The sequence below is a fragment of the Arthrobacter sp. AG1021 genome (assembly GCF_003633665.1).
In the GTDB taxonomy this organism is placed as follows: Bacteria; Actinomycetota; Actinomycetes; order Actinomycetales; family Micrococcaceae; genus Glutamicibacter; species Glutamicibacter soli.
Genome location: NZ_RBLB01000012.1, coordinates 23,980 through 39,109, shown reverse-complemented (window position 1 = coordinate 39,109; position 15,130 = coordinate 23,980). Strand labels below are relative to the sequence as shown.

The 15,130-nt window shown below is 64.3% G+C and carries 12 protein-coding genes; 7 read left to right on the top strand and 5 right to left on the bottom strand.

What is annotated here, in order from left to right; all coding sequences use genetic code 11:
* Positions 1-11: 11 nt before the first annotated feature.
* Positions 12-812 (top strand): IclR family transcriptional regulator, encoded by an 801-nt coding sequence (locus tag DFO58_RS17125; protein WP_120991820.1) that lies wholly within the window; start codon positions 12-14, stop codon positions 810-812.
* Positions 813-995: 183 nt separating this feature from the next.
* On the top strand, positions 996-2,762 hold the full coding sequence (locus tag DFO58_RS17120; protein ID WP_120991819.1) for a plasmid pRiA4b ORF-3 family protein: 1,767 nt from the start codon (positions 996-998) through the stop codon (positions 2,760-2,762).
* A 32-nt stretch (positions 2,763-2,794) separates the two neighbouring features.
* On the opposite strand, the gene DFO58_RS17115 is transcribed toward DFO58_RS17120, so the two are convergent.
* Positions 2,795-3,802 carry a LacI family DNA-binding transcriptional regulator gene (locus tag DFO58_RS17115; protein ID WP_353616390.1) on the bottom strand — a complete coding sequence of 336 codons (1,008 nt, stop codon included), beginning with the start codon at positions 3,800-3,802 and terminating at the stop codon, positions 2,795-2,797.
* A 261-nt stretch (positions 3,803-4,063) separates the two neighbouring features.
* Here DFO58_RS17115 and DFO58_RS17110 point away from each other — a divergent pair, with 261 nt between their 5' ends.
* Genes DFO58_RS17110 through DFO58_RS17090 form a run of 5 tightly spaced genes read left to right on the top strand, consistent with a single transcriptional unit; the run spans position 4,064 to position 10,520 of the window.
* On the top strand, positions 4,064-4,411 hold the full coding sequence (locus DFO58_RS17110; protein WP_120991853.1) for an L-rhamnose mutarotase: 348 nt from the start codon (positions 4,064-4,066) through the stop codon (positions 4,409-4,411).
* 57 nt (positions 4,412-4,468) lie between these two features.
* Positions 4,469-5,641, top strand: a complete 1,173-nt coding sequence (gene rhaI / locus DFO58_RS17105; protein WP_120991817.1) for an L-rhamnose isomerase — start codon at positions 4,469-4,471, stop codon at positions 5,639-5,641.
* Positions 5,642-5,643: 2 nt separating this feature from the next.
* Entirely contained in the window at positions 5,644-6,951 is a 1,308-nt protein-coding gene (locus DFO58_RS17100) for an MFS transporter (protein ID WP_220668572.1), read from the top strand.
* Between the two features lie 48 nt (positions 6,952-6,999).
* Positions 7,000-9,051 (top strand): bifunctional aldolase/short-chain dehydrogenase, encoded by a 2,052-nt coding sequence (locus tag DFO58_RS17095; RefSeq protein ID WP_120991851.1) that lies wholly within the window; start codon positions 7,000-7,002, stop codon positions 9,049-9,051.
* Positions 9,048-10,520 carry a rhamnulokinase family protein gene (locus DFO58_RS17090; protein ID WP_120991816.1) on the top strand — a complete coding sequence of 491 codons (1,473 nt, stop codon included), beginning with the start codon at positions 9,048-9,050 and terminating at the stop codon, positions 10,518-10,520. Before DFO58_RS17095 ends, DFO58_RS17090 begins: the two co-directional genes overlap by 4 nt.
* Before the next feature lie 99 nt (positions 10,521-10,619).
* On the opposite strand, the gene DFO58_RS17085 is transcribed toward DFO58_RS17090, so the two are convergent.
* From DFO58_RS17085 to DFO58_RS17070, 4 genes are all read right to left on the bottom strand, one after another.
* Positions 10,620-11,270, bottom strand: a complete 651-nt coding sequence (locus DFO58_RS17085; protein ID WP_053799066.1) for a class I SAM-dependent methyltransferase — start codon at positions 11,268-11,270, stop codon at positions 10,620-10,622.
* Positions 11,271-11,380: 110 nt separating this feature from the next.
* Positions 11,381-13,207 (bottom strand): cytochrome b/b6 domain-containing protein, encoded by a 1,827-nt coding sequence (locus tag DFO58_RS17080; RefSeq protein WP_082344883.1) that lies wholly within the window; start codon positions 13,205-13,207, stop codon positions 11,381-11,383.
* A 2-nt stretch (positions 13,208-13,209) separates the two neighbouring features.
* Complete coding sequence (locus tag DFO58_RS17075) at positions 13,210-14,190, bottom strand: electron transfer flavoprotein subunit alpha/FixB family protein (RefSeq protein WP_120991815.1); 981 nt, start codon at positions 14,188-14,190, stop codon at positions 13,210-13,212.
* A 13-nt stretch (positions 14,191-14,203) separates the two neighbouring features.
* The gene (locus DFO58_RS17070) at positions 14,204-14,980 is read right to left on the bottom strand and encodes an electron transfer flavoprotein subunit beta/FixA family protein (protein ID WP_053799065.1); all 777 of its coding nucleotides are present in this window, start codon (positions 14,978-14,980) and stop codon (positions 14,204-14,206) included.
* Between the last annotated feature and the right edge of the window lie 150 nt (positions 14,981-15,130).

Here is a 15,130-nt window from a genome sequence, read left to right as displayed (position 1 = left end):
AAGGTTTCCAAATGAGCGTTCTGACCTCTGTCCCAACCCTTGTCCCGACCGTTCAGGCCACCACCCAGGCACCGTCCATGGTCTCCCGGATGACGATGATCATGGAGGCCTTCGAGCCGCAGGATGCTCGCCTGCTTCTGGACGAGATCACCGTCCGTGCCGGCCTTCCGCGGTCCACAACCCACCGCATCCTCGACCAGCTGGTGCAACTCGGATGGCTGGAGCACGCACCCGACGGCTATGGCATGGGGTGGCGCTCGCTGAAGTACCGCAACAACGACTCGATCAGCAGCCGCATCCGCGCTGAAGCTGCGCCGCTGCTGCACGATCTGCAGATCCGCACCGGCAAGGTGGTGCACCTCGCGGTGCTGGAGGGCGCGAACATCCGCTATCTGGATAAGCTGGGCGGCCCGACCGCGGTGAACATCCCGTCCCGCGTGGGCGGCGTCAACCCTGCCCACGGCACCGCACTGGGCAAGTCGATGCTGGCGTGGATGGATCCGGAGGACCTGGACGAGATTTTCGCCAACGGCCTGCCCGGGGTCACCGGCAAGACGCTGACCGACTCGACCTTGCTGTACTCTGAACTCGCCCGCATTCGACGCCGTGGGGGACTGGCCTACGAATCCGGCGAGAGCTATGAGGGTATCACCTGCGTGGCAGCGGCCATCCGCGTTCGCCGCAAGCCGGTTGCCGCCTTGTCGCTCGTGGGGCGAGGCCGCGACTCCATGGAGCTGGTGGCTCCGCTGGTCCAGCAGGCTGCGCATCGAATCTCCGAAGCGCTGAGCGCTCCGGCCTCCATGACCGCCTGACTCGCACCCGGCGGCGCTCCGCTCGTTGACCGGCATCGCATGGATGCTGCCAGCCCCTGCTCCACGGAAGTCTGGCAGCATTTCCAGTCGTTCGGTATTTTGCGCGGGCAATAAGGCGATAACGGGACGCGAACCACCGTAACCTTGAAGAAAGCAAGGTGACGCTGGAAAGAGGTGGTCCCCATGGCCAAGAAAAAGAAGAAGCCGCAACGCAAGCAGGGGCATCCGGCGAAGGTCAACGCCAACGTGATGTCGCTGGCCCATGCAAAGGTCAAGCGGGGTCTCGACGCGCTGACGCCGGACTACGTGCGGTGGTACGAGCAGACCTACCAGGGCACCGGTGCGGTGGAAATGGATCTGATGGCGGTGCGCGATTCGCTGAGCTTCTACGCGGATCTCGTTGGTTTGGATTCGGTGACGGATTTCGATCCCCAGGCAATCGTGGCCATTGTCCACGGCTTGGTTGAGCGCGAGGAGCACCGCGAGGACCAGAAGCACCTCGGCATGATCCTGTCCGAGGCCTGGATTTCCTACAGCCTGTTCCTCGAGGAGTCCGGACTCTGGAAGCATCACGCCAGAGAGCTGGAGATGCTGCGCGAAGGCCTGCACAGCACGCAGTTTTCGTTCAACGGGGGTCCTGGAATCGGCGGGATCTTGGAGGAAGAAGCCGAGCTGAGCACGGAAGAGCGCGAGGCCGCTGCGAAAGCGCAGTTCGATGCCATGCCGGTAGTCGCGCTCGGGCACGCGATGGCCGCGTGGGTTGCCCAATCGCCGGAACGCCGGTGGAACTCCAAAAACCCCAAGCCTTTCATCCAGTCCGCCCTGCAAGAGCTGGAAGCATCAATTCCCTCCGGAATTACCGGCGACCGCCGTGAGATCATCATGGGTTATGTCTTCATGAGCCTGGCTATGGCAGGGGTGCTGAGCCTCGACTTCGGCCAGCCGCAGCTCATGGAGAATGCCGAGGGATTCGTGTCGGCCGAAGGCGACGTGGGTTTGGGTGCCACCTATCTGCTGGTGCGTTCGATGGTCCAGCTGCTGATCGCGACGCCGGAAGAAGGCAACGAGGAAGCCGACGAAGTTTGGGATCTGACGCTGGGCTGGCTTACCGCAGCCCAGGACGGCGAGCCCCATTTGGTGGCGGAAGATCGGTACCCGGACCGCAGCGAGGAAGTCTGGGCGAAGGCCCACGCACGAATGCGGGAAATGATTGATCTGGGAATCGTCGAATCCGGCGACTACTACACGGTGCCGCCCATGGTGCAGACCATTCTGGCAGACCTGGAAGACGAGGAGCTGGGCCCCGAAGACGACGAGGAATCACTCTACGGCGACGCCGCGGACTGGGAGGAAGAAGAGCTGTTCCGCCCCGCACGCACCGAGCCGTATACCGGGAAGGTCCTGCAGCTGAAGCTCGGACTGCGGGATACCAAGCCGCCGATCTGGCGCCGGGTGCTGGTGCCCATGGACCTGCACCTGGGCGACCTGCATGACATCATCCAAGCCGCCTTCGACTGGGACAACACCCACCTGCACATCTTCCGCACCGGACTCTACGACGGAACCAGCTACGGGGCGGACATCCCCGAGCTGGAAGTCGACGTCGATGAAACCGCGGCCCTGGTTTCGGGGGTGCTCAAGGCCGAGAAGGACAGGCTGGAGTACAGCTACGACTTCGGCGACGACTGGCGGGTGCGCATCGACGTGGAGAAGGTCCTCGACGGGGACGGGGAATTCCTGCCGCGGTGCACCGGAGGCCGGCGCTTCTCGCCGCTGGAGAACTCGGGCGGAACCGAGGGGTGGGACGCCAAAATGGACATCATCCGGGACGCTGGGCATCCGGAACACGAAGAAGTCCAGGAGTGGCTGGCCGACACGTATTTTGAGATCCCGGATCCTGCGGAGTTCACCATTGAGTCGGTCAACGAACGGCTGATGGAGGAGTTTTAGGGCGTAGTCCGTCTCTGGAATCTGACTTTGGACTAGGTGTTTTTGATTCCTGCGGTGGATGCGCGCACCACGAGCTTGGGAGCGAACACGAATTGCTCGCGGACCGCATCCTCGCCGGCGTCGGCTTCTCGCAATAGGACGTCCACTGCGGTGCGCCCGATTTCGGCTGCCGGCTGGCTGATCGTGGTGATCGGCACGATGGCCGACTCCGCGAAATCAATATTGTCGTAGCCGATCAGAGCGATGTCTTCGGGAACACGAATCTTTCTGGACATGACAAAGGCCTGCAATAGGCCCATGGCTAGCAGATCATTGGCAGCGAATACAGCGTCAGGTCGAATCCTTGGCTCCATGGCGGCAATGCGCTCGCCGGCAGCTCGACCTTCCATGACGGTCAGTTTTTTGGTGGGGATGTATTCGAGAATCGCCTGGGGGGTTCCTGCAACGATCTCGCGAGCGCCCTCCAGCCGGTGGCGTACTTGTTCGATGCTATCCGGTCCTCCGACGTAGGCGATCCGGCGCCGTCCGAGGCCGACCAGGTGGGATGCGGCCAGACGACCGCCTTCCACATCGTCCACCGACACCGAGGAAAAACTGCGGTCGCCGCTATCGCGGTCCACTAGGACTACCGGGGTTCCGGAGTTGCGCAATTTCCATAATTTGCCCATGTCTCCGTGCATGGGGGAGATGAGCACGCCGGCCACCCGTTGCTCCTCGAAAAGGTCAAGTAGTTGCTGCTCGTTACTCAATGAATTGTCGCTGGTGCCAGTCAGGACGGTATAGCCGTTCTCCAGCGCCCGGTGTTGGGCACCTTGGGTGACGTCCATGAAGAACGGGTTGCGTGTGTCCAGCACGATGAGTCCGAAACTGCGGCTACGTCCTGCGCGCAGCTGGCGCGCAGCATCGTTGCGGACGAACCCGAGTTTGTCGATAGCTGCCGTAACTTTGGCGACCGTGCGTTCGGAAACGACCTGCGGACGGTTGAGCACGTTGGAGACCGTGCCCACGGAAACCCCCGCCTCGGCGGCGACTTCCTTCACGCTGACTGTCACAGGTGTTCCATTCCGTTGCTTTTCACTGCTCCTTGCGAGTATATCCTCCGCGTGGTTGAAGGTCTCCGGGCATCCTTAATTGAAAGGTTTCAAAATATTGCACAATCACGCGAGGTCTCTCTTGAATAATGCGGTTCAAGTAATCTAAACTCGGTGAAGTCGCATCAATTGAAACGATTCATTTATGGCCTATGGGACTAGGTGTCCTGCGACTGATCAGGCACATTTCAACGAGGAAGGCCGATGGCAATGCGAGTTTGCTTCCAGCTTCAGGTTAAGCAGGATCGTCTGGAGGAGTACGTGCACCGCCATGCCGCTGTCTGGCCGCAGATGCTGCAAGCCATCAGTGACGCTGGTCGCAGGAATTACTCGCTGTTCCTCCGCGAGGATGGTCTTCTCATCGGCTACTACGAGACCGATGACGACGAGGCGGCCCAAGTGGCACTGGACGCGGATCCTCGGACCGCACAGTGGGAGGCCGACATGGCCGACTTCTTCGTCTCCCTTGACGGCAGACCTGACCAGAGTGCGCTTCGGCTGGGAGAAGTCTTCAATCTTGAGTCCCAGATGGCCGCACTCGTTCCGACTGCGGACTAGCAGTCAGGCCAGAAAAACATCCCACCTCTATCAACGCACGACAGAACGGAGAGATCCATGGGCGCAAAGTTGAGCCCCGAGATCCTAACCACCCTTGAACGCCTGGCCGTTGAAGTCCCCTCATGGGCCTATGGCAATTCCGGTACGCGCTTCAAGGTCTACGGCACGCCGGGCACCCCGCGCGATCCCTTCGAAAAGATTGCCGACGCGGCCCAGGTGAACCGGCTGACCGGGCTCGCCCCCGCCGTTGCCCTTCATATTCCTTGGGACAAAGTGGAGGACTACTCGATCCTGCGCCGCCATGCCCAGGACCTTGGCGTTGAGCTAGGTACTATCAACTCCAACACCTTCCAAGACGATGATTACAAATTCGGTGCGCTGACCCACGAAGATCCCAAGATCCGCCGCAAGGCGATCGACCACCATCTTGAATGCATCGACGTCATGAACGCCACCGGTTCGCGAGACCTTAAGATCTGGCTGGCCGAAGGTTCCAACTACCCGGGCCAGGCAGACATGCGCGGCCGTCAGGACCGACTTGCCGACTCGCTGTCCGAGATCTACTCCGGTCTGGGTGAGAACCATCGCCTGGTGCTTGAATACAAGTTCTTCGAGCCGTCTTTCTACCACACCGATGTTCCGGACTGGGGTACTTCCTACGCTCAGGTCGCGGCACTGGGGGAGAAAGCCATGGTCTGTCTGGACACCGGCCACCACGCACCGGGCACGAATATCGAGTTCATCGTGATGCAGCTACTGCGTCTTGGCAAGCTGGGATCGTTTGACTTCAACTCGCGATTCTACGCGGACGACGACCTCATCGTTGGTGCGGCCGATCCGTATCAGCTCTTCCGCATCATGGCCGAGGTCCACCGTGGGGGTGGACTCGAAGAAAATACCCCGATCACCTTCATGCTCGACCAGTGCCACAATGTCGAGAACAAGATCCTGGGCCAGATTCGAAGTGTCCTGAACGTGCAGGAAATGACCGCTCGGGCGTTGCTGATCGACAGGGTCGCGCTGACCGAAGCCCAGCTTTCCGGCGACGTGCTGAAGGCCAACGAGATCTTCATGAATGCCTTCTACACCGACGTGCGAGAGGAACTAGCCCAGTGGCGCGCCTCGCGCGGGTTGCCGGCCGACCCGATGGAAGCCTTCCGCGCCTTGGATTACCAATCAACTATTGAAAACGAACGCGCTGGCGGCGTCCAGGCAAGCTGGGGAGCATGACGATGACTACCGTTGCAAAGAAGCGCGGCATCACAGGGTGGAAGGCCACCATCGCGGTGGCAATGAGCAACTACATTGAAGCCGGAGCCATCATTGCGCTGGCCACCAGCCTCAGCCTATGGCAGGGCGCGTTCGGATTCGACGACGCGCTGGTCGGCGTGATTGCCGCCGTCTCGGCCAACGCCTTCGGCGCCGCGCTGGGTGCATTGATCGGTGGTCCGCTGTGCGACCGCCTGGGACGCAAGTTCATCTACACCTATGACCTGATCGTGTTCATGATCGGTGCCCTGATGATCACCTTCTCCTCGGGTACGAGCCTGCTGATCATTGGCGTGGTCCTCATGGGTATCGCGGTCGGTGCCGGTGTGCCGGCCTCGTGGACCTACATCGCCGAGGAAGCCCCTCGGGAATCGCGTGCGGCGCACGTGGGCACCGCCCAGCTGGCGTGGTCGATTGGCCCCGCCATCGGTTTCGCGCTGGCTATTTTGGTGGAACCGTGGGGTGTCAACGGCTCCCGCATGATCTTCTTCCACCTGTTCATCGTTGCGGCCGTGACCTGGTGGGTGCGCCGCGGGCTGCCCGAATCGACCCGCTGGAAGGAACAACGGGCCGCGGAAACGGCAGCTGGCGTGGAGGTATCCTTCTTCTCCGGCATGCGCGGGCTGCTGGCTGACCGTCGCAACTGGAGCGCGCTTTTCTTCCTGCTCGGAGTCTATGGGCTGTGGAATACCGTGGCAGGCCAGGCTGGCATCTTCCAGCCACGGGTCTACGAGGCTGCCGGTGTCGAATCGGCGACCCAGCAGAACCTGCTGCAGGTCCTTGTCTGGGTGCTGACCGCGGCAGCCACCTACTTCGGGTTCATGAAGTATGGCGACAAGGTCTCGCGACGCTGGCTGTACTTCGCCGGCGCCTTGCTGGGCGTCGTAGCTTGGGTCGTGCTGATCTTCGCCCCTCCCGGCACCTTCTCGCTGCTGTTCTACGCGGTGGCTTGGGGTATTTCCGCTGGTATCGGCGCGCAGGCATTCTACGGGCTATGGACCGCGGAGCTCTTCGCCACGCGCTATCGCGCCAGCGCACAGGGGGTGCTGTTCATGCTTGCCCGTGTGCTGGTAGGCCTGCTCTCACTCGTGTTCCCGGTGCTGCTCACCAGCTGGGGCTTGGAAAAGCTGGGCCTGCTGATCATCGGCCTGCTGGTAGTCGCCTTGCTGATCGGCACCATTTGGGCGCCGGAAACTCGCGGCAAGTCGCTGGAAGAGATCGAGCTGGAGCGTTATGGATATGAAACCAGGGCTTCCAAAATCGAGGCCTGAGAACGTCTGCTCCCAATGCAAATTAACGAGTCGGAAGACAAGAACACCATGAGCAACACCATCGCGACACGCACCACCGCACAGGAACTGATTCAACGATCCAACCGGTTGGGTGCGGATAAGAAAAACACCAATTACGCCGGAGGCAACACCTCGGCAAAGGGCACCGCCACCGATCCGGTCACCGGCGAGGACATCGAGCTGCTCTGGGTCAAGGGATCGGGCGGGGACCTTGGCACCCTGACCGAAAAGGGGCTGTCCACTCTTCGCTTGGACCGCATGCGCGCGTTGGTCAACGTCTACCCTGGCGTGGAACGCGAAGACGAAATGGTCGTCGCCTTCGACTACTGCCTGCACGGCAAGGGCGGCGCCGCGCCGTCCATCGACACCGCCATGCATGGCCTGGTCGACGCCAACCACGTGGACCACCTGCACCCGGACTCGGGCATTGCGATCGCCACGGCCGCCAATGGCCGCGAACTGACCGCAAAGATCTTCGGCGACAAGGTCGCCTGGGTGGACTGGCGCCGTCCGGGCTTCCAGCTGGGCTTGGACATCGCCGCCATCAAGGAAGGCAATCCGCAGGCCGTTGGTTGCATCTTGGGTGGCCACGGCATCACCGCCTGGGGCGAGACCTCCGAGGAATCCGAAGCGAACTCGCTGTGGATCATCGACACCGCCGCGGCGTACATCGAAGAGCACGGAGCAGCGGAGCCATTCGGTCCGGTCGTAGCCGGTTTCGAAGCTCTCCCAGCTGAGCAGCGCACTGCTCGCGCCGCCGCGCTGGCCCCGACCATTCGCGGTCTTGCCAGTACCGACAAGCCGATGGTTGGCCATTTCACTGACGACGAGCGTGTGCTGGACTTCATGTCGCGTGAGAAGCTGTCGCCGCTGGCAGCCTTGGGCACCAGCTGCCCGGACCACTTCCTGCGCACCAAGGTCAAGCCGATGGTGCTGGATCTGCCGGCAACTGCCAGCGTGGAAGAACAGCTGGATCGGCTGAAAGAACTCCACGTCGAATACCGTGCGGACTACCAGGCCTACTATGACGCGCATAAGGACGAGAATTCCCCGGCCATGCGCGGCGCGGACCCGCTGATTGTCCTTGTGCCTGGAGTCGGGATGTTCTCTTTCGGTGCGAACAAGCAGACCGCTCGCGTAGCCGGCGAGTTCTACCTCAACGCCATCAACGTGATGCGCGGTGCCGAGGCGCTGGATACCTACACCCCGATCTCCGATGCAGAGAAGTTCCGCATCGAGTACTGGGCCCTGGAAGAGGCCAAGCTGCAGCGCATGCCCAAGCCCAAGTCGCATCAGGGACGAATTGCGTTGGTCACCGGCGCAGCCTCCGGTATCGGCAAGGCAATCGCCAAGCGCCTGGCCGCTGAAGGAGCCTGCGTTGTCATTGCCGACTTGGACCTTGCCAAGGCCCAAGCGGCGGCCGCCGAACTCGGTGATGCGGATGTCGCCGTCGGCGTGGCCGCGAACGTGGCGGACGCCGCTGCCGTCCAGGCCGCCATTGACCAAGCAGTGCTGGCCTTTGGCGGGCTGGACTTGGTGGTCAACAACGCCGGGCTTTCGCTGTCCAAGTCGTTGCTGGAAACCACGGAAGCAGACTGGGACCTGCAGCACGATGTCATGGCCAAGGGCTCCTTCCTGATTTCCAAGGCCGCGGCGAAGGTGCTGATCGACCAGAAATTGGGCGGAGATATCATCTACATTTCCTCCAAGAACTCGGTCTTCGCTGGCCCGAACAACATCGCCTATTCGGCCACCAAGGCCGACCAGGCGCACCAGGTGCGGCTGCTGGCCGTGGAACTGGGCGAGCATGGCGTGCGCGTCAACGGCATTAACCCCGACGGCGTGGTGCGCGGCTCGGGCATCTTCGCCTCCGGCTGGGGCGCCAACCGCGCCGCCACCTACGGCGTGGCGGAGGAGGACCTGGGCCAGTTCTACGCGAACAGGACCATCCTCAAGCGCGAGGTCGTTCCGGAGAACATCGCCGACGCGGTGTACGTGCTCACCGGACCGGAGCTGACCCGTACCACCGGCTTGCACATCCCGGTGGACTCCGGCGTCGCGGCAGCGTTCCTGCGATGAGCCGCGAGTTTCAGGCACCGGTCGCCGCGATTGACCTGGGCGCCACCAGCGGTCGGGTCATGATCGGCGAGTTGGTGGACGGCAAGCTCGAGCTGCGGCTGGTGCACCGCTTTGCCAATGGTCCGGTGCCCTTATCCTCACTGGAGGAGGGCGCGCCAGCCGAGGCCCTGTCCTGGGACATCGACGAGCTGTGGGCGCAGATCCGCCACGGGCTTCGGCTGGCGTTTGCGCAGCGTCCGGAAATCGCCTCCATCGGCGTGGACTCCTGGGCGGTGGACTATGCGCTGCTGGACGGCGCTCAACGCCTGGGCCAGGTGCGGCACTACCGGGACCCGCGCAACCAGCGCGCGGTGCCGGCGCTGGAACGGCATTTCGACCGGGCGGAGCTCTTCGACCGCAACGGCCTGCAGTTCCTGCCCTTCAATACCGTGTACCAGCTGGAGGCGGAGCGTGCGCAGTCGCGATTGCGGGACGCGCAGGCAGTGCTTCTCGTTCCCGACTACATTAACTGGCTGCTGACCGGGGTCGCGCGCTGCGAGTGGACGAATGCGTCCACCACCGGGCTGCTCAACCAGCGCACCGGTGGTTGGGATGAGCAGCTTGCCTCATATCTGGGTGTAGACGGTAAGCTGCCCGAACTGATTCATCCGGGCCAAGTGCTGGGGACCCTGCTCCCGCATCTGGCTGCCGAGCTAGGTGCCGAGCCGGAGGTGAAAGTGGTGGCGGTGGCCTCGCACGACACGGCCAGCGCCGTGGCCGCGACCCCTCTGGCGGGCCCGCGCTCGGCGTACGTGTCGTGCGGAACTTGGGGACTGGTCGGGGTAGAACTCGAAGCCCCGGTACTCAGCCGCGAGGCGCAACAGGCTGGCTTTACCAATGAGCTGGGGCTGGACCAGAGTGTTCGATTCCTTAAGAACGTGACCGGGACATTCCTGCTCAGCGAGTCCATCCGCTACTGGAACGAGCAGTCCGCTCAGTCCGGCGAGCCGGAAACAATCCTTGACGAGCTGCTGGCCGAAGCCCAGACCTTGCCGGTCCCGGCGGTGCTCATCGCCCCGCAGGACGAGAGATTCCTGGCACCGGGACGGATGCCACAGCGCGTCAGCGAAGCTGTGGTTGCTGCAGGAGGGGCGGCGCCGTCCACCCGTGCGGAATTGATCCGCGTGATCATCGAGTCCTTGGCGTCCAGCTTTGCAACCGAGGCGTTCGCGGCTGCGGCGTTCGGCGGTTTCGAGCCGGAGAACATCCATGTTGTCGGGGGCGGGTCGCAGGGCAGGCTGCTGTGCCAGCGTACCGCAGATCTCGCGGGGGTTCCGGTGGTCGCCGGGCCTGTGGAGTGCACCGCTCTGGGTAACGTGCTGGTTCAACTGCGCACGCTGGCAGGCAGCCAAGTGGACCTGCGGGAAATGGTCCGCGCTTCGGTCAAGTTGGAAACCTACCAGCCTGAAAGGACCCATAGTCTGGCCTAGATCCGTGTGGGCATCTAGGTCTCGGCCGTGAGTCCGGCCGGCAAAGATCCCCTTGCACCTGCTGCAGCGCAGGTCCAAGGGGATCTTTGGTTTTGGCGTCTACTGCTTGCGCTGGATGAACACCACGGTGTCTTCAAGCGTGGCCGGGTTCCCGTTGGGATCGGTGATCTCGCGTTCGATGACTTCCGCCTGCAGGACGCTCCACTGATCGGAATCCAGCTGCAACGCTTCGAGCTCGGTATCCGGCTGCGGGAAGGCGGGAACCTCGCCATCGAAGGCCGGGGCAAAGGAAGGCCGTGCGGCATGGGACAGCGCCAGCAGATGCCCACCGGGGGCCACCAGCTGCGCGGCCTTGCGCAGGATCTCGGCGCGCGCGAACTCGAACGGCGCCTGGAAGAAGCTCAGCGTCACCAGGTCGAAGGTCTGGGAGGTGCTCCACTCGGACAGGTCCGCGGCGATGAAAGTGGCCTGCGGCTCGGTGAAGCCGTGTTTCGCCGCGTCCTGCCGGGCACGCTCCACCGCGGTCGGGGAGATGTCGACACCGGTGGCCTGCCATCCGCGGGAGGCCATCCACATCACGTCGCCTCCCTCGCCGCTGCCCAGGTCAAGGGAGGTTCCGGGGGCCAGCGGAGTGACCAGTCGCTCGATGACCTGGTTGACCTTGCCCGACCAGACGCGCTCGGAGCCGCCGTAGTGCTTCTCCCAGAACTCGACTCCGCGAAGCTCCTCGGTATCGTGATGGTGGTCCATGCCTGCATTCCCCTTTAGTTCCTATCGGATGGGTCCTCATCAACGATCCTAGGCGCAGGCGGCGGGCCGGGCGAGGCAGTTTGCGCCACCGGCAAAAACCCATACGTTGCCTACCGTGCGCTGACCTTTCCGAAGAGCCGGGCAATGGACGCCAGGATCATCGGCCGGCAGGCAGCCCAGGCGGCCGCGGTGGCCATGATGGCCACGGCGAACAGCCACAGACCGGTCCAATTGTCGGCGAACGCGGTCGGATCCGTGGAACCCTGGGCTGCGAACATGTGGTTCAGGTTGCGCAGGGCCCCAGTGGACAACACCAGCGCCACATGCACCACGATGAACAGCGCGAAGTAGAGCATGGTGGGGAAGTGCAGCGCGCGGGCCACTTCGATCGGATAGCGCTTGGTCAGCGCCGTCGCGTTCTTGGGCCAGAACGCGCTGAGGCGGAATCCGGTGGCGGCCGCCAGCGGCGCGGCGATGAATACCGTCGCGAAGTAGGCCAGCTGCTGCAACGCGTTGTAGTTCACCCAGCCGTTCTCCGTGGGCCAATCCAGCGTCATGTACTGCAGTGCGGCGGAGATGGCGTGCGGGAAAACTTCCCAGGAGGTCGGGATGATTCTCATCCAGTGCCCGGAAGCGAACAACAGGACCACGAACACCAGGCCGTTAACCAGCCAGAGCAGGTCCAGGCTCTGGTGCAGCCACAGGTTGATGCTCACCTTGGGGCTGCGTTTCGAAGACCAGTAGGCAGGCGGTTTGCGCTGGTGCCGGACCTGCAACCCTGTACGGATGATCAAGACCATCAGGAACAGGTTGAAGAAGTGGTTCCAGGCCAGCCATCCCGGGATTCCCACGGGTGCCGACTCGGGCAGGTGGTATTCGCCCGGGTAGCGGGCGATGAAGCTGGAGATCGCGTCGAACCCGACGAACCAGCGGGCCAGCAGGACGACCGCGGTGGCCATGCCCAGTGCGCAGAAGGCGCCCAGCACCCCGGCCAGCACCCACTGCCTGGTGGTCAGCGGGCCGTGGCGCTTCGGCTCGGACTTCCTGGGTGCCGCCGTGGCAGCCGCGGCAGGCCTTGCTGGGGCAGTTGCCGGGGCGAGCGGCTTGCGCGGCTGTGGTGCCGCAGTCGGCTTGGCCGATGCGGCCGCCGCTGGGGCAGGCGCTGGCGCGGGCTCGGCAACCGAGGCCGCCGCCGCAACGGGCTGGGTCAACTTAGCCTGGGGTTCAGGTGCTTCGGGCTTCGCCACACGTGCCGCGGCAGGTTTGGTCGGCGTTGCCGGTGCGACGGGTTCCTGCGCAGCGGGGGCTGCGGGCTGTGCGGGTACAGTGCTCTTGGGGGCAGGAGTCGCCGGAACCGAGTGGGCCGGAGCGGCCGAGACCGGAGGCCATAGCTGGCCGCCGGGTGTCCGGGGCAGCCCGCGGCGTAGCTTCCCCGCCGGAGCGGATTCAGCGGCCGGATCGGCCGATGCCTGGACCTCAGGGGCAGATGGTTCGGAAGCTACCGTGCCAGCTGACGCGGCGACGGCCGGTTCTGCGGCGGGCGCGACTTCCGCCGGCAGGGAGGCAGCTTCGGTTGCATCGGCCAAACCGGCCGGCGCCACGGACCTTTCCGCCGGAGGCCAAGACTCCCCGCCCGGCACACGCGGCAGACCGCGACGCAGGGTGCCTGCTACTGCAGCCGCCGGGGAAGCGGACTGCACCGGTGGCGCAGGAGCCTCAACCACCGGATTCCCGGCCGCAGGACTGTCCACAGTGGAACTTTCGGCGGCGGGACCTTCGATAGCGGGAGCCGTGGCGGATGGCTGCGCGGCATCGAGCTGGCCGGGATCGGCAGGGAGCGCTTCGGAGGCCGCGGCCAGGAACTTGGCAGGAGGCCACGGTTCGCCGCCGGGAATGCGCGGCAGCCCCTGGCGCGGCAGACGAGTCGGGGTGCTCATGGCTACCGGCCCTTCGCGGCTTCCAGCGCCGCGATCAGCTGCGGAACCACCTTGAACACGTCGCCGACCACGCCGAAGTCGGCGATGTCGAAGATCGGTGCGTCGGCGTCCTTGTTGATGACCACGATGGTCTTGGCGGTCTGCATCCCCGCCTTGTGCTGGATGGCCCCGGAAATTCCCAGCGCCACATACAGCTGCGGGGAGACCGAGACGCCGGTCTGGCCAACCTGCGCTGCATGGGGAACGAAGCCCGCATCCACTGCGGCGCGGGATGCGCCCACGGCGGCCCCCAATGCATCGGCCAGCTGCTCCACCAGCGCGAACTGCTCCGCGCTGCCCAGACCGCGGCCGCCGGAGACCACCCGGTCCGCAGAACGCAGTTCCGGGCGAGAGGAAGTCGACTCGATGGTCTCCAGGTTGGTGACCTCGATGTCCGGCTTGCCGCTGGCGGCGACCTCCAATGCGGTGGACTGCTCCGGCTGCGCGTCGGCGCGGGCCTCGATGCTGCCCACCCGCACGGTGATCACCGGAGCGCCGAAGGTTGGGGCGCTGGTGGTGGAGAAGCTTCCGCCGTAGATCGCATGCGATGCGACAACACCCTGGTCATCCCGGGAAACTCCGACGGCGTCGACGCTCAGCGAGGCCCGCGCGCGCACGGCGAAACGGGCCGCGACCTCGCGGCTGGAGTCGGTGTGGCCGGCCAGGACCGCCTGCGGCTGGACCAGAGCGGCGGCTGCCTGCAGGGCATCCACCAGCGGGACGGTCGGCCGGCCCTCCAACGGCACCGTCAGCACCTGGACGGCCCCGGAGGAGCTGGCCTGCGCCGCCAGCGCGGGCAGGGCCTGCGCCGGCCCGGACACCAGTGCCACGGGGGTTCCCACGGCCGCCGCGGCGCCCAGCAGCTCGGCATGGTTCTTGGCCAAGGCGGGACCCGGCGCGGTTTCCAGGAGAACGAGAATCGAATCGGTGGCAAAAGTTGTCATGAGTGTCATCCGTTCACGCCAGGTTGTTCTTGACCAGGAAATCGGCCAGGGCGTTGCCCGCCTCGCCGTCATCGGTGATGACGGTGCCGGCCTCGCGTGGCGGCTTCTTGGCCACCGAGAGCATGATGGTCCTCGCTGTGTCCGCCGGCAGCGGGTCGATGCCCAGGTCCGCCAGGCCGAGGGCCTCGATCGGCTTCTTCTTGGCGGCCATGATGCCCTTGAAGTTCGGGAACCGCGCATCGGGCAGGGACTCGGTGATGGAGGCGATGGCCGGCAGGGACACCTTGATCTGGGCGCGGACACCGTCGAATTCGCGGGATCCTTCCACAGCCTCCGGGCTGATCCGGACTTCGGAGAGTCCCGTGGCGGCCGGCAGGTCCAGCAGCTCGGCCAGCATGGCGGGAAGCACCCCGGCGGCGCCGTCGGTGGACATGTTGCCGGTCAGGACCAGATCGTAGTTCCCGCGGCGCAGCGCGGCGGCCAAGGTGTCTGCGGTGAGCAGGAGGTCGGCGCCGAGCAGCTGCTCGTCACTGATGTGCACTGCGGACGCGGCCCCCATGGCCAGGGCCTTGCGCAGGGTTGCCTGGGCGGAATCCGGGCCCATGGTCAGCACGGTGATCTCCGTTCCCGGGGTGCCGTCGGCGTACTTGAGCGCGACTTCCAGGGTGCGCTCGCCGATTTCATCGAGGACTGCCTCGGATGCCGCTCTGTCCGCCAAACCGGTTTCCAGATTCAGCAGCCGGTCCGCCCCCGTGTCGGGGACTTCCTTGATCAGAACAGCGATCTTCATCAATCTCTCCTCAGCTAATCGCCACGCGCTGCACGCAGCCCGGTGGTTGTCGGGCCGCTGTCGGGCGGTCGAGGATGCCGACCGCCAAATGAAGCATGTGTTGTAAAACACAATACTGATTAATGCCGCCTGGTGTCGGATTGCGGGTCG

Bases quoted from the DNA above. Each gene is read 5' to 3' on its own strand.
- rhaI (WP_120991817.1), top strand. From the start codon at position 4,469: ATGGGCGCAAAGTTGAGCCCCGAGATCCTAACCACCCTTGAACGCCTG.
- DFO58_RS17095 (WP_120991851.1), top strand. From the start codon at position 7,000: ATGAGCAACACCATCGCGACACGCACCACCGCACAGGAACTGATTCAA.
- DFO58_RS17110 (WP_120991853.1), top strand. From the start codon at position 4,064: ATGCGAGTTTGCTTCCAGCTTCAGGTTAAGCAGGATCGTCTGGAGGAG.
- DFO58_RS17075 (WP_120991815.1), bottom strand. From the start codon at position 14,190: ATGACAACTTTTGCCACCGATTCGATTCTCGTTCTCCTGGAAACCGCG.
- DFO58_RS17125 (WP_120991820.1), top strand. From the start codon at position 12: ATGAGCGTTCTGACCTCTGTCCCAACCCTTGTCCCGACCGTTCAGGCC.
- DFO58_RS17090 (WP_120991816.1), top strand. From the start codon at position 9,048: ATGAGCCGCGAGTTTCAGGCACCGGTCGCCGCGATTGACCTGGGCGCC.
- DFO58_RS17080 (WP_082344883.1), bottom strand. From the start codon at position 13,207: ATGAGCACCCCGACTCGTCTGCCGCGCCAGGGGCTGCCGCGCATTCCC.
- DFO58_RS17100 (WP_220668572.1), top strand. From the start codon at position 5,644: ATGACTACCGTTGCAAAGAAGCGCGGCATCACAGGGTGGAAGGCCACC.
- DFO58_RS17070 (WP_053799065.1), bottom strand. From the start codon at position 14,980: ATGAAGATCGCTGTTCTGATCAAGGAAGTCCCCGACACGGGGGCGGAC.
- DFO58_RS17120 (WP_120991819.1), top strand. From the start codon at position 996: ATGGCCAAGAAAAAGAAGAAGCCGCAACGCAAGCAGGGGCATCCGGCG.
- DFO58_RS17085 (WP_053799066.1), bottom strand. From the start codon at position 11,270: ATGGACCACCATCACGATACCGAGGAGCTTCGCGGAGTCGAGTTCTGG.